Here is a 15,631-nt window from a genome sequence, read left to right as displayed (position 1 = left end):
CGCACCTGCCTTAACAGATTTACTCTGTTCTGGTCTTATGGTCGCTCTACAGACTGACACCGCAAGCCCTGCGGCCAAAATATTTTTACTAGCGTTAACATCTCGGTCATGGTGTGTCCCACAGTCTGGACAATCCCATTCTCGAACATTTAACGGCATCTTTTCGACAATATGCCCGCAATTACTACACCTTTTAGAGCTAGGAAACCATCTATCTATTTCGATGTAATTTCTGCCGTACCAACGGCATTTATAGGCTAATTGTCGGGTAATTTCTCCCCAACTAACGTCAGATATTGCCTGAGATAATTTCGGGTTTTTGACCATATTCTTGACGGCTAAATTCTCAACCACAATCGTTTGGTTTTCACGGACTAATTGAGTGGTTAGCTTGTGTAAATGGTCTTTTCTGTTATCAGTAATTTGGGCGTGAATCTTGGCTACTTTGATTCTCGCTTTTTCCCGATTTTTTGAGTCTTTCTGTTTTCTAGACAGATTTTTTTGCGCCTTTCGCAGTCTCCGATAATGCTTTTTAAAATGCTTAGGATTAGATACCTTGTCTCCATCGCTGGTAATTACTAGGCTACTAATTCCTAAGTCAATTCCGATGGCTTTATCTGTTACTGGTAATGGCTTAATTGTTGGGTCATCAAATCTTATTGAAATATGCCAACGTCCAGAAGGATGTAATCTGACTGTTACTGTGCTTGGGTCACAGCTTTCTGGTATTTGTCTTGACCATCGAATAGGTAAAGGTTCTGTGCATTTGGCTAAATAGATTTGTTTGTCTTTAATTTTAAAAGCAGATTTGGTAAATTCGGCACTTCCTCCCTGATGTTTTTTCTTAAAGTTAGGATACTTAGTGGGACTTAGACAAAAAACAAATCGAGAAAAGCCGCAACTCCAATCCCCGCTTGGGATTTACTTCGAGAAGCCCAAAATCGCTGAAACCCAGATATATCAAGGGAAAATCATAAATCGAGGTTAACCCTTTGTCCCGTAATGGTTTGAGCCTTTTTTGCTTACCGAAAACGCCTAAGTCCCATTAGTACGACCAGCAAAGAAGTTAGTAAAAGCTGTTTGTAGGTGTCTTAACCCTTGTTGTAAAGGTACACAGCTTACTTCGTTTAAAAAGTTTAATTCTTCTTGTTTTTTCCAATGGGTTAGCATTGAAGAAGTTTGAGCGTAGCCTACTCTTTCTTGCTTTTCGTACCAAGCTTGTGTTCTGAGATGGAGAGCTTTATTGTAAACTAATCTTACACAGCCCAAAGTGCGCCGCAATAGCGACTCTTGTTCGGGTGTGGGGTAAAATCGAAACGAATAGGCTTTTTCCATGTCCTTTCACACTAGCATATATTTCGTAAATGTGCTAATACTTAACAGTAAAGCCGTCGTAGAACGACGGGGTTTCAGACCCAAAATTTTCGATGAAAACACTACAGTATGAGGAGTTAGTCTAATGGACGCGGTAATGATCGAGCAAATTGTTGTTGGTATCTCCCGGGTGGCACTGAAGCTGATGGAGCGCCTTCTATCTAATGATGATCAAGCATCTCGTCATGGTGCCTCCGTAGTGGAAAATAATAGCGAAGTCAAAAAAGCCGAGTTATCTTACTACAAAAAAAAGCTGGAACTCGATAATCAATCCCTACAACTGCAAAGAAAACAACGCCAATTCAAGTGCGAATTGGCGTTGCAGCAATTCAAGTGCGAATTGGTGCAACAAGAAACAGATAATGAAATCCCTAGGGAAAGAATCGGTTTAGAAAATCTTTCTCTTGAATTGAAAGAAATCAAAATCGCCATCCAAAAAGAACAACGTAACCTGAGTTATCTACGGCAAGAACTACTAAGAGAACAGCAAGAAAAAGAAATTGAGTTAAAGCTGCAAGAAATTCAAGCTGAGTGGGACAAAGATACATGGTTATCGCAGTTGAGTCGCTTTGAAACCGAGCAGATGCTCAAGAAATATCAACAAACTCTCTTGATATTAGCCTGTTTACCCAGTGTAGCGAGCGATCGCTCCCTAGCTGCCATGAGGAAGTTAGATTTCAAGCTAGAGATGCGAAAGGTGAGTTCTTTTCTTGCGGATTACTATTCAGTTAATGATCAACTATATCCCGTTAAATTTTTTGGAGATTATTTCAAGCAACCAATCGAGGAAATCGAAATCGAACGGTTACATAGTTTGTTGTCCTGCGTACCTGTATATATAATCTATACAGACATTCGATCGGATGCCGTGACCTTTCGAGTTGCCTCTTGGAAAATGCAGGATAAGCAAGCGATGTCTTTCTCACCGATCGAATGGAATTGGCGAGAAGTAGAACGGGAATTATTAAAGGCAGGAAAAACCGAAGATGAAATCCTCTTGATTATTAGAGCGGTAATTATCAAAATTTACCAAATTCTCTTGGCTTTTTATATCGATATTTATTATCTAAATCTCGATCCCTACTACGAAGTCCGCTTACCGAATATCGATCTCAAAAAAGAGTTAATTCAACCCTATAGCGATCTTCTTAAAGCCAAGCAAAAGAAAGTTCGAGAAGCCTACGAACAGCAATTAGCAAGACGATTTGAGAAAGAAAAAGAGCGAGAGGAAAATAAGCGGGGAGTAGAAGAGGAAGATTGTAGTCAGGAGGAGGAAAAAGGGAAAGAATTCTCCTTCGAGATCATCACCGTTGATCCCAGAGGGAATATAATCAAACCTCGCCTGGGAAAAGGTTTTCAAAAGAGCGAAAACCTCGGCAATAATATCGACCTAGAAATAGTCTATATCCCTGGCGGTACTTTCCTCATGGGATCGCCCGATGGTGAGGGGCATAACTACGAAAAACCGCAGCATCGAGTCACCGTTCCCTCTTTCTACATGGGCAAATATCCCATTACCCAAGAGCAATGGCGAATCATCGCATCTCAGGCGAAAATCGACATCGACCTATCCCTCGACCCCTCGTACTTCAAGGGAAATAATCGACCGGTAGAGTGTGTGAACTGGTATCAAGCCGTAGAATTCTGTAAACGGCTATCCAAGCTTACTCAGAAAGATTATCATCTCCCCAGCGAGGCACAGTGGGAATACGCTTGTCGCGCAGGAACGACCACTCCTTTTGCTTTCGGGGCTACCCTCTCCACCGAAATAGCGAACTATCACGGAAACTATACCTACGCCGACGGTAAAAAGGGTACTTATCGACAACAAACCACTCCCGTCGGGCAGTTTCCCCCCAACGCTTTCGGACTTTACGATATGCACGGGCAAGTCTGGGAATGGTGCGCGGACGATTGGCACGATAACTATACCGGAGCGCCAGAGGACGGGTCGGCGTGGATTACTGAGAATAATAATCGTTCTCTATTACGGGGCGGTTCTTGGTACGGCAATCCAGGTCTCTGTCGTTCCGCTTTCCGCAGCTTCTTCGCTAGGCGCGTCAGCACCTACCACTACTACGGTTTTCGTGTGGTGTGCGGGTGCTAGGAGGACTCCGTAACCCTTTTACCATAGCGGAACATTGAGCGAAAATTTGGGTTGAAAACCCCGTCGTTCTACGACAGCTTTTCTGGTTCTTCGTTACGTGGTATGGTTCGATAGGGGGGCATAAATCGACTAAATCCTTATCTGGCAAGAGACTTAATTCGATTAGTTCGCTCTAGATAAAAAACAATTGACAAAAATCGCTAAATGCCTTTCTATATAAGGGTTCCATCCCTTATAACCCTCGTCCATTGCATAACACAAACTGAAGAGCCAAATAGGTTAGGCTTACCCTAAGATTAAGCGTAACCGTTATCTCTTGACATTGCAGGATTTTTCAACTACATTGGTGGGGAACATTTTGTATATAGATACACATGATTAAGCATCTCATCTATATTGTTATGGATAGCTGCCGTCATGACAGCTACTCTGCGGCATCAACTCCCAATATGGATCGGCTGGGCAAGGCTGAACGCCGCTATAGCTACGCTTCCTGGACATCCCCTTCCCACTATGCTATGTTGATGGGCATGGTTCCTCACAAAAGTCCTCGGGGTGTGTTTGCCTCGGAAGTTTATAAACAGGAATTTGCTAAATGGGTAGATCGCTTAGGAATCCCAGACTTATCCTTTAAAACCTTTATTCCCCAACTCTCCTTACCGAAAGTCTTAAAAAACCAAGGTTATAAAACTATTGGCCGAGTTTCTCTACCTGTTCTCAACCAATTTACAAGTATTAATAAGTACTTTGATGACTATCGACTAATGCCCACTCACAATGAATTTGCCAAAATGGTTGAGGAAGTAGAGTTTCCCGACGAACAGCCTCGGTTTTACTTTTTTAACTTAGGAGAAACCCACTATCCTTATATGCTGGAAGAGGATGAACTGCCCCATATATCTGGAGTGCATGGAGTTTTTAAGAGAATGGACGATCTGCTGCAAACTGAACCCGAGACAGAAAAAAAAGCAGCAAAGTCATTTTTCAATTCAGCAGAAATGGAGCAGCTACACAAACAGCAAATTCGCTGCGTCGAATATGTCGATGGTTTGCTAGGTGAGCTATTTAGTAAATGTCCTTCTAACACTCACATTATTGTCACCGCAGATCATGGAGAATTGTTTGGAGAAGACGGTTATTTCGGGCATGGTCCCGTGATGCACGAAAAATGCTTTGAAGTTCCCTTCTTAGAAGGATTATGTCCCAAAATTTAAAATAAAACCAAGACAAGGAATTGTTATATGCCAGTCATTACTTCTTATGAACCATTTTCCCTGCAACCCGAATACCTAGAAGCAAACCGAGAATTTCTACACAGTTTGCCCTTAGAAAATGTCAGCCAGGTTCTCGATCTTGCTTGCGGTACAGGAACTCTCAGTGAATTGCTCCTAGAAATCAAACCAGAGGTAGGGATTGTTGGCATAGATATTTCCACAGAATCTCTCGAGATTGCGCGGGAATTATTTAAAGAAAAAAAGATGCTCGTTCAAGACCATGACGCACTTAATTCAGCTTTAAAATCCGGGCAAAGTGCTGTGCTGCTAAAAGTCGGTAGCGCTGATGATTTTGACTTAGAACCGGCAAGCATGGATCTCGTCCTGATGGGCAATGCCATCCATTTACTTCCCGACAAAGAGAAATTAATCCAAAGGATCAGTCGAGTCTTGCGTCCTGGCGGAATTTTTGCCTTTAATTCTTGCTTTTTTATCGGCACCTATCCCGAGGGAACAGAATCGGTCTATACTGAATGGATGAAAGAAGCCTTAGCTATTGTCTCCGAGAAATTACTCCAATTGCAGCAAGCTGGTCAAGAAGGCATCCGCAGAAAGCGAGGCAAGGGGAATCGAGCTTTCGGCAATGAATGGTTCTCTCCACTTCAATGGCGGGATTTGCTCAATAGTCACCATTTAGAGATTATTCAGGATAAGCAGCGTACTGTTATGCTGACACAGCAAAGTTTGGAAACCATTGGTGCCTATGCAGGGTTTGCTGAAGTCGCCCTAAGTGGCTATCCGGTAGAGATAGCTAGTGAAGCTTTGCAAGAAGCGGCGGGAGTTACTTTAAACAATCTACAAATCAAAGAAATTCCCCGACTTTGGTTGGAGATAGTAGCCGTGAAAAACTGAACTTTCTAGAGGTGATTTTTGACTATTAATAACCTTAGATATTTATGAAAATTGGTTTATGCTTAAAACACCTTGCAACGCAATCGCTGGCTTTTTAGGAAGTGGCAAAACTACACTTTTAAGAAATTCCCTGGAAAAAGTCTTTCAAGAGAAGCGCGTGGCGATTATCATGAATGAAATTGGCGACTTGGGAATTGATGGTAAAGTAGTATCAGGATTTGAAAATATAGATAAAGTAGTAGAATTGAACAGTGGTTGCGTCTGCTGTAGTGTTGACATCTTCTCTTTACACAACGCCTTTCGGGAAATTCAAGAACAAATAAAGCCCGATTTAATAGTCATAGAAACCACTGGACTGGCAAATCCCTTTCCCCTGATCCAGCGCCTCCACTATCTCGATGTCGTCCTCGATTCAGTAATCACCTTAGTAGATGCTTCAGAGTTTTTGCGGTTGGCAGCCGAAGAAGAAGTGCTCAACGAGCAGGTAAGGGCGGCAGATTTTCTGATCTTGAATAAGACAGATTTAGTGACAGAACTAGAAATTGAGCGAGTCGAAAGCCATCTCCGTCAATTGAATCAAAGAGCCCCCTTATTTAAAACTACTCACAGCAATATCGATCCCAAATTATTGTTCGCCCTAGGAGCTAATCTTTACAGAAGGCAATCAAAGCTACTGGAAACTCAAGTAACCAAATCTGCTCAGGGTTTCCGCGACAGCCATCAAGATTTTTCCTCTTTTTCTTATCAGACAGAACGATTGGTGAACTTGGATAAATTCAAGCAATTTCTCGGAGAACTTTCCCCAAAAGTTTACCGTGCCAAAGGAATTCTCAATTTAGATGATAGAGCAACATCCTGTCTGTTTAATTTTATTTGCGGTCGTTTTGATTTTCAGGTTGTGGCCCCCGATATCTGCGGAAAAATGCCAACGCAAGCGGTTTTTATCGGTCGCAACCTAGAACAAGAGCAAACAGCTATCATCCAGCAATTACAGGCTTGTCAAGATGGTTAAATTAATCAAAATTAGAGGTTATGATGGATAAATTCAACTGCTTTTCTCTGAGTCCCATTGAGCTAGAACACCCTGGTTTAGCCATCGCCAGCATTCGGGCTGGGGGAATCGGGATACTCGATCGAGAATTTTGTCAACCAGAAAATCTAGAGCGAGCAATTAGTAATCTAGAGCAGGTTTTAGCTTTAAAAAATGCTCCTGGAGCAGCCGGACTGAGACTGAACTTAACACAGATCGAGCAGAGCGGCCAACTTTTGGCTAGACTGGAACTAGAATCTCACTGGTTGATTCTCAGTGGCTGGCAAGAGGCAACTGCTGAAACGCTCAGAGAGAAATTACAGCTTCTTTCTGGGGAAAATCGCCTAATTTTGCTGGAAATAACCGATGCCAATCAACTGGCTCTCTTAGCTTCTCTGTTTCCTTTCTTAGCTGGATTGGTAGCCAAAGGACAGGAAAGTGGCGGTTGGGTAGGAGAAGATCCCGCTTTTATTCTCACTCAGAAATTATTGAAAACCTCCTCCCTACCCATCTATGTACAAGGAGGAATCGGTATTCATACCGCGGCAGCCTGTCGGGCTGCCGGTGCAGCAGGCGTTGTCTTAGACGATCAATTATGGCTGATGCCCGAATCTCCTCTGCCTGGAGAATGGCAGGAATACTTACGTTACTTAAACGGGCAAGAAGCGATCGCCATCGGTGAGAGGTTGGGGCGGGCTTGTCGTGTCTTGTCTCGTCCCGGTTTTGCTGCCGTTGCCAAGTTGCAAGAAATGGCAGCACAGATAGAGATTCAAGAAGAAACCTCAGTTTCTGGCCAGATCTGGCGGCAACGAGCCACCTCCCTAATTGGCTGGGAAAATCCTGCTACTCAAGCTTGGCCAATGGGACAAGCAAGCGGGTTAGCGGCAGATTTTCGCAAGCGTTACCAGACCACGGGTAAATTTTTGCAAGCCCTGCTCAAGGGCAGTCAGGAACAGGTGCAGACAGCCCAGGAGCTAAAACCTCTACAAGCGGAAACTCCCTTGGCAGTTTCCCACGGCACCAAATATCCTATTGTCCAGGGGCCAATGACTAGAGTCAGCGATACGGCAGAATTTGCCCATGCAGTTGCTCGCTCAGGCGGACTGCCCCTCTTAGCTTTGGCTCTGATGCGGGGAAAACAGGTCGGGGAACTGTTGCAGAAAACCCAAGCCCTTCTAGGAGAGCTACCTTGGGGTATTGGCATCCTTGGCTTTGTTCCACAGGCAATTAGGGAAGAACAACTGCAAGAAGTCCAGAAAATTAAGCCGCCTTTTGCCTTGATTGCCGGGGGCAGGCCAGATCAGGCAGCGAGGTTGGAAGCCCAAGGAATTGCCACCTACCTCCATGTTCCCGTGCCAGCACTCCTGAAAATGTTCCTCGAACAGGGGGCGCGGCGGTTTATTTTTGAAGGGCGAGAATGCGGAGGACACGTGGGGCCACTGAGCAGTTTTGTCCTCTGGGAAAGCATGATCGCTACCCTGTTAGAGAAAGTACCAGCTGGAGCAGAGCAGCAAATTCACGCCATCTTCGCCGGTGGGATTCATGACGCTCTCTCGGCCGCTATGATCAGTGCCATGGCCACTCCTTTGGCAGTAAGGGGCATGAAAATTGGCGTGTTAATGGGCAGTGCCTACCTCTTTACGGAGGAAGCAGTGGCTTGTGGAGCAATCCTGCCAGAGTTTCAAGCCCAAGCCCTCAGTTGCCAATCGACCATCAACTTAGAAACCGGACCGGGCCATGCCAGCCGTTGCGCTGTCACCCCATTTGCCCGCGAATTCTACGACACCCGCCGGCAAATGGCAGCCCGGGGCAGTTCTGCCGAAGAAATTAAGAACGTTTTGGAAGACCTGACTCTAGGACGGTTACGCATAGCTACCAAAGGTTTGCGGCGCGATGAGACAGGGCAAATAGTCTCAGTCAACCAAGAGCAACAGGTTAGCGAAGGGATGTACATGATCGGTCAGGTGGCAACCATGCGCCATCAAGTGATCAGTGTCAGCAGCTTGCATCAAGAAGTAGCTGAAGGCAGCGGCCAACTCTTGACTTCTCTTTCTCCAGCAGGTGAAAAGAAAGTACCCACTCCAACCCCACCCTCAGATATTGCTATCGTTGGCATGGCGACCCTCGTTCCTAAAGCAGACGCACCGGAGACTTTTTGGAAAAACATCCTCTCCCGGGTAAAAGCTATTGGCGAAATTCCCGCTCACCGTTGGGACTGGCGTTTGTACTACGATGCTGACCCACAAACACGAGATAAGGTCTATTCCAAATGGGGTGGTTTCATCGATGAGGTTCCCTTCGATCCTCTGCGCTTTGGGATTCCTCCCGTATCTCTCAAGTCCATCGAACCACTACAGCTATTGACTTTGGAGGCTGTGCGAAGAGCCTTAGAAGATGCGGGTTACGGGGGAGGAGATTTCGATCGAGAACGTACCTCAGTCATCTTGGGTGCGGGCGGAGGGATAGGAGATCTGGGCGGGCAGTATGCAGCGCGAGCAGAAGTGCCGAGGGTGGTTGAAAATCCCTCCCCACAGATCTGGGATCGTCTACCAGAATGGACGGAAGAAACTTTTCCAGGTTTACTGTTGAATGTGGCAGCTGGCAGGGTTGCCAACCGTTTTAACTGTGGAGGCTCTAACTTCACTGTTGATGCGGCCTGTGCTTCTTCCTTGGCTGCTATTGACCTAGCAGTGACGGAATTGGAAACGGGACGAAGCAATCTCTGTATTGCAGGGGGCATTGACACAGGGCAAAGCCCTTTTGCTTATTTTTGCTTTAGCAAGACCCATGCCCTCTCTGCCCAAGGTCAACCCCGCTCCTTCGATAAAGCTGCCGACGGGATTGTCATCAGCGAAGGTATTGCCATCGTTGTTCTCAAGCGTCTGGCAGATGCGGAACGGGATGGAGACCGAATTTATGCAGTTATCAAAGCGGTCGCTGGTTCCAGCGACGGTAAGGCCTTGGGTTTAACTGCTCCCCTGCCGGCAGGACAAAAGCGAGCGCTACAGAGAGCTTACGAAAAAGCGGGATTTTCTCCCGCTAGCCTGGGACTCTATGAAGCCCACGGCACGGGGACGGTGGCCGGCGATCGAGCAGAATTAGAAACAATTACCAGTTCTCTACAAGCCTCCGGGGCAGGGCAAAAATCCTGCGCTATTGGCTCCATTAAAACCTTGCTCGGACATACTAAAAGCGCCGCTGGAGTCGTTGGACTAATAAAAGTAGCCCTCTCCCTACATCACCAAGTTCTACCCGCTCACTTTGGGGTTGACACCCCCTTAGACCCGATTGTGGATCCAGAAAGCCCGGTCTATCTCTTAAAAGACAATCATCCCTGGCTGACTAATCCCAACCAACCTCGCCGGGGAGGGGTCAGTGCTTTTGGCTTTGGGGGGACGAATTTTCATGCCATTCTCGAGGAGTATGGGGGAGCAGTTCAGAGACCAGCCCTGGGAGGAGATGACTGGCCTTGGGAATTGGTGATCTTGGCCGCCGAGAATCGCCAAGAATTATTGCCAAAAGTGCGGTTTCTGCTGACAGCTTTGCAAGGAGGAGCAAAACCGCAACTCGGAGATCTGGCCTACAGTTGCGCTTTAACAGCGACAAACCACCTAGGCAGGGGAGCAACCCTAGCCATCGTGACCAGTAATTTGTCAGAGTTAATCGCCAGCTTGGCCCGGTCCCTTAGTTATCTGGCAGGGGATTCTGCCAGTCCCCTGCCCCCTGAGATTCAGTTCTCCGAAGGCCACACCCCCACTGGGACAAAAGCTCTCACTGCTTTTCTCTTTCCGGGGCAGGGGGCGCAATATCCCGGCATGGCCAGGGAAGTTGCTCTCTATCGGCAAGAGATGCGCCAAGCTTTGGAATTTGCCGACAGCCATCTGGGCCATCACTTCCCAAAATTGCTGAGTCAGTATATCTATCCCCCCAGTGCCTATTCAGAAGCGGCCGAAATTAGCAATGAACAACAGCTTAAACAGACTCAAGTAGCTCAACCCGCTCTAGGAGCCGTGGAATCGGGCTATCTAGCCTTGCTGGCCAATCTGGGCATTAAGGCAGATTTGGCAGCAGGACACAGTTATGGCGAATATACAGCCCTCTACGCTGCTGGTGTGCTATCCCAAGCTCAATTTCTCAATCTTTCTGCCCTTAGAGGCCAGATTATGTCCCAAGCTTGTCAGGGGGTTGAGGGAGCTATGGCTGCCGTGCAAATCACCCGCGAGGAATTGGCACAATATCTTGACAGTTTTCCAGGAGTTGTGGTAGCCAATCACAATGCTCCCCTTCAGTCCGTCATTTCCGGACCACAAGCAGCGATCGAACAAGCAATCAACAGTTTGAACGCGGACGGCATTACCGCTAGAAAGCTGCCTGTGGCCGGAGCTTTTCACTCGCCCTTGCTGGCAGAGGTTCAGGAAGAGTTGACCCGTCAGTTAAATTCTGGCTGCTTTGAGTCCCCCCAGTTTCCTGTCTATGCTAACGCTACAGCCCTTCCTTACCCTTCAGATGCCGATGGCATCCGTGGCCAGTTAAGCCAACAGGCTCTCCGTCCAGTAGAGTTCGTCAGTCAAATTCAGGCTTTATATGAAGCTGGCGCTCGCACCTTTATTGAAGTCGGTCCAAAAAGCATCCTGACCAAGTTCGTCGGTCAAATTTTAGGAGACAAAGAGCATACTTGCGTATCTTTAGATGGGCAAGGGGGAGGACTGCGAGGCTTTCTGCTGGGCTTAGGGACTCTAATTACCAGAGGGCTAGAGGTGCAACTCCTTTCTCTGTTTGTCGGACGCCAAGTCCAGCAGCTGCAATTATCTCGACTGGCAGAGCTAACGAGCCCCTCTCAATTAGCACCCACCACTTGGCTGGTTAACGGTGGTGGTGTCAGGTCATTAGGAGCTACCAATAGTTATAGCGGCAAGCTCCCCCCCCTGTCCTGGGCAACGTCTATCCTAGGCAGACAAGACAAAAAAGGGCAAAACGGTAACACCGAGGCGAAGCCAGACTTAGGGATAGAGCGATTTGAGCCAGTCAAGCCGCCTAGTCCTGCCCCTCATGCCCATTCCCCTTCCCAACTCACCGGGTTAAACCCCATAGTTCCTACTAATTCAAATCCGCAACCCAAAATCCAGCGAACAATGTCTGAACAAAATTTTCCCCCGCTCTCCCAACCAGCAACTCCACAGACTTATTCTACTAGCCAAGAACCCTCAGTTGCTGGCTCGGTGGCTTTACAAGCCTATCAAGCTTACCAGCAGACCATGCGTCAGTTTTTGACTCTTCAGGAAAAGGTAATGCTGCAATTTCTCCAAGCCAGTCAGGTAGAAGGAATGACTCCTTCAAGATCGGTGGCTATGCCAGAGCGGAGCCTGCCGGCAGCCCAACCTGTACTTTCCCTTGGCTCCAATGGAGGGGGAAGTGCTAACCTGTCCCCTGCTTCGCCGCCAGTACCCCCCCGAATTTCCCCACCCCCTTCCCGACCCGCTGCACCGCCTCAGATATCCGTTAGTCCCACATCGGTTAGTCCCACAATTGAGCAGCAAGAGCCTGTGCTCAAGCCCCAGCCAGCAGCCGCATCTCCCAATCTGCCCACTGCTGCCGATGCCGTTGTCCCCTCTGTGCTGCTGGAACGGGAGAGTGTGACCAAAACTCTCTTGCAATTAGTCAGTGAACGCACTGGCTACCCAATTGATATGTTGGGCTTGGATCAGGATTTGGAAGCAGAACTAGGAATTGACTCGATCAAGCGAGTGGAAATTTTGGGAGCAATACAGAAAAGTTTGCCCGCTGCTGTCGCTGAAGGTATGCAGTCCCAGATGGAAAATTTGACCAAGGTTAAATCCCTGAACGGCATTGTTCAACAAGTCTTATGCCTCTCACCGTCTGGGACAGTGGAACCCTCAAAAAGCTTGGGAAAGTTCTAGCCCAGGGGGAATCGATTCCACGTTACCTGATGCAAGCACAGGCAGACCCCCTACCTACCGGTCAGTGGCCGCTTCCCCAAGGGCTTTTTCTTATTACTGAAGACGAACTTAGCGTTGCTCCCTACTTGGCAGAGTCTCTGCGGCAAAGAGGGCTGGCGGTAGCACTGATTGAGCGAGCTAGTTTGCAAACACCAAAGGCTTTAGCTGAGGCAGTCAGCAGGGAACGGGAAAAACATGGGCTGATCGCCGGGATTGTCCATTTGGCTGCTTTAAGCCAAGCGGCTGAGCCAACTACCCTATCTGGGTGGCGGCAATATACGCAAATACAGGCTAAGAGCTTGTTTTCCCTGCTCCAGTTGTGTGCTGACGACCTCCGCAAAGGGCAACAGCCAGGCCGGGTTCTGATGGCTTCCTGTTTGGGAGGACAGTTTGGCAGGGATGGTAACTGGGGGACGAGTTTGCCAATTGCTGGTTGTGGCAACGGGCTGTTGAAAACCCTAGGGGCTGAGTGGCCTAACCTCCATGCCAAGGCAGTAGATCTCGATCCCCACCTTTCCCCAAGGGTGCTGGCAGAATGCCTCGTCTCAGAACTGTTATTACCTGGGGGGCGCATCGAAGTTGGCTATCCCCAAGGACAACGCACCACTTTCCGCACCCAGCTGGCTCCTTTCTCATCCCGATCAACTGTTGCCAAATTTACACCCACTCCTGATTGGGTCGTTTTAATTACAGGCGGCGCTCGCGGCATTACTGCGGAAATAACCAGCGATTTAGCCTCCTTTGGCCTGACGATGATTTTGGTGGGACGGGCTCCTCTAGAGAACGAAGCAACAGCCCATATTGAGGATGTAACTGGCTTGCGTCAATTCCTCCTGGCTCAGGCTCGTTGCCAAGGTAAGTTGCCCACCCCCGTTGAGATCGAGCGCCACATCCAGTTAATCTTGAGGGAGCGGGAAATTCGGGCTAATTTGGCACGATTCCGACAAGCAGGGGCAAAGGTGGAGTATATAGTAGCAGATGTGAAGGATGAGCAGGCTTTTGCTGCCGTTATTGAAGGCATTTACTCCCGCTACGGACGGTTGGATGCTGCCATCCACGGGGCGGGAATTATTGAGGACAAATTGATTGTCGATAAAGAACTGGCTTCCTTTGAGCGGGTCTTTGATACGAAAGTGGATAGTGCCTTGATCCTCAGCCGCTATCTGCGTCCAGAGTCTTTGAAGTGGCTGGTTTTCTTCAGTTCAGTTGCCGGTCGCTACGGTAATCGTGGGCAATCTGACTACGCATCTGCCAATGAAATTTTGAATCGTCTGGCCTGGCAGCTTGACCAGCGCTGGTTGAATACCCGCGTAGTCGCCATCAATTGGGGACCCTGGGATACTAAGGGCATGGCCTCTGAAGAAGTGAAGCGTCAGTTTCGGGAACGGGGAGTAATCCCAATTTCTCTAGTCGGTGGTCGCCGCTTTTTCCAGGAAGAATTGAGTTATGGAGATAAGGGAACAGCAGAAGTAATTGCCGGGGAAGCTCCGTGGGAAACCCATGAAGCTGAGGCCGGAAAACTCGCTCTCCTTCCCGCTAACCGTCCTTTTCCCTTCATTTCTACTGTCCCTCAACTGCAACCTGACAGTAAAGTGACTCTGGAACACATCTTTTCTCTAGAGGCAGATCCCTATCTTGAAGATCACTGCTTGGATGGCAAAGCTGTTTTGCCGGCAACCGGGGCCTTGGAATGGATTGCTGAATTTACCCAAGCTGCCTGGCCCGACTGGCAAGTTTGTGAAATCGTTGATCTGAGGGTCTTGCGGGGAGTATCCATGGCCGTCGAAGGGAGCCGTAAAGTTCTCTTCGTCGCCCGTTCTTCTAGTCACGCGGATGCAACGACCTTGCAGGTAACTGCCGAAATCCTAGATCCTGAGACCAGGATGCCACTATATCGCGCTCTTGTTATTCTGCGCCCAGAGATAGAAGCTCCTCCCTCTCTTCATCCCGTCAAGCTCAAATCAGGCAGGAGTCTAGATCCTCAATTTGCTTATCTAGAGTATCTATTTCACGGCAAGCGATTTCAACTGATGAGTGAGATTGTAGCGGTTGACGAACAGGGAATTGATGCTTGGGTGAAGCCGAGCCAGCCTTCAGCTTGGGTAAGGCAAGATTCTTCCACTGCCGTCCCCCCTTGGCTGTTCGACCCAGGCTTTATGGATACTATCCCACAAATGGCTTTAGTGTGGTCTCGGCTCTATCAGGACAGTAGTGCTTTGCCTTCCAAGTTAGGCAGAGTCATCCGCTATGGTAGTTCGCCCCTAACAGGCAGGCTACGGGTAGCTTTTCGAGTTGTCAGAAGCGATGCTCAGATGATTGTTTACGAGGCATCTGTCTTTGATGAACAAGGTCAAGTCCGCTTTTACCTAGAAAATCTTGAAAGTACCTGTAGTGCTGCCCTGAATCGCCTGAATGTTCAGTGGCGGGAGTCCCTTGAGAATCCTTCTTGATTTATCGGAAATTTGGGTTGAAAACCCCGTCCTAAAAGGACGGCTTTCTATGGTAATACCAAATTAAATTGTATTCAGTGCAGATAGAGCATCGAGGATGAAGGGAAATGGCTCTTCTCGACTTTGTGTGATAATTTTTGCTTATGACCCACATTCCGCACCCTAGTCGTTGAAATCAAAAGTTGCTCTAGCCCTTGTATAGCTGAACTTCCCCCATACATATATACCATAATAGCTGAAAACCCTTATCCATCAATGGATGCACCCCCTTAACTTTTCTTAATGTACCCATGTAATTTGTAACATTTCTTAATGGACAAGAATTCTCTCCATTTGCTAAAATAGTGGTCATGTACATAGAAAAAGTTCCTAACCGTAATTCCCCCCCCGCTGTTCTTCGACCAGATTCCTATCGAGAAGGAGATCAAGTCAAAAAAAGAACCCTGGCCAATCTCTCAAAATTACCCGATGATATTATCGACAATCTGAAACTGGCTCTTAAAGGAGCAACACTGTCAATGACTGAAGGCATTCCCAATCATTTTGAAGTGATTAGAAGTCTTCCTCATGGTCATGTAATGGCTATT

At 47.6% G+C, this 15,631-nt stretch carries 7 protein-coding genes and 2 pseudogenes; 7 read left to right on the top strand and 2 right to left on the bottom strand.

Annotation, left to right across the window (positions count from 1 at the left end; genetic code table 11):
• Nucleotides 1-861: pseudogene (locus O9332_RS07995) on the bottom strand (RNA-guided endonuclease InsQ/TnpB family protein); the annotation flags it as partial.
• A gap of 186 nt (nt 862-1,047) precedes the next feature.
• Nucleotides 1,048-1,335, bottom strand: a pseudogene (locus tag O9332_RS07990) (helix-turn-helix domain-containing protein); the annotation flags it as partial.
• Between the two features lie 124 nt (nt 1,336-1,459).
• On the opposite strand from O9332_RS07990, the gene O9332_RS07985 reads away from it, so the two are divergent.
• The 7 genes from O9332_RS07985 to O9332_RS07955 all read left to right on the top strand — a co-directional run.
• Entirely contained in the window at nt 1,460-3,481 is a 2,022-nt protein-coding gene (locus tag O9332_RS07985; protein WP_288024783.1) for a formylglycine-generating enzyme family protein, read from the top strand.
• A 374-nt stretch (nt 3,482-3,855) separates the two neighbouring features.
• The gene (locus O9332_RS07980; RefSeq protein WP_002762853.1) at nt 3,856-4,695 is read left to right on the top strand and encodes a sulfatase-like hydrolase/transferase; all 840 of its coding nucleotides are present in this window, start codon (nt 3,856-3,858) and stop codon (nt 4,693-4,695) included.
• 27 nt (nt 4,696-4,722) lie between these two features.
• Nucleotides 4,723-5,607, top strand: a complete 885-nt coding sequence (locus tag O9332_RS07975) for a class I SAM-dependent methyltransferase (RefSeq protein WP_002762851.1) — start codon at nt 4,723-4,725, stop codon at nt 5,605-5,607.
• Nucleotides 5,608-5,665: 58 nt separating this feature from the next.
• Nucleotides 5,666-6,619: a CobW family GTP-binding protein gene (locus O9332_RS07970; protein WP_002762849.1), complete on the top strand. Its 954-nt coding sequence runs from the start codon at nt 5,666-5,668 to the stop codon at nt 6,617-6,619.
• A gap of 23 nt (nt 6,620-6,642) precedes the next feature.
• A complete protein-coding gene (locus O9332_RS07965; protein WP_288024778.1) occupies nt 6,643-12,555 on the top strand; it encodes a type I polyketide synthase in 5,913 nt (1,970 codons plus the stop codon).
• Nucleotides 12,501-15,044, top strand: a complete 2,544-nt coding sequence (locus tag O9332_RS07960) for an SDR family NAD(P)-dependent oxidoreductase (protein ID WP_002762846.1) — start codon at nt 12,501-12,503, stop codon at nt 15,042-15,044. The genes O9332_RS07965 and O9332_RS07960 overlap by 55 nt, the downstream gene beginning before the upstream one ends.
• 350 nt (nt 15,045-15,394) lie before the next feature.
• On the top strand, nt 15,395-15,631 hold a 237-nt coding region (locus O9332_RS07955), incomplete at its 3' end, for an IS1634 family transposase N-terminal domain-related protein (RefSeq protein WP_502846640.1).

This window comes from Microcystis sp. LE19-10.1B (assembly GCF_027530565.1).
Taxonomy (GTDB): domain Bacteria; phylum Cyanobacteriota; class Cyanobacteriia; order Cyanobacteriales; family Microcystaceae; genus Microcystis; species Microcystis aeruginosa.
This window is presented reverse-complemented; position numbering and strand designations above follow the sequence as displayed.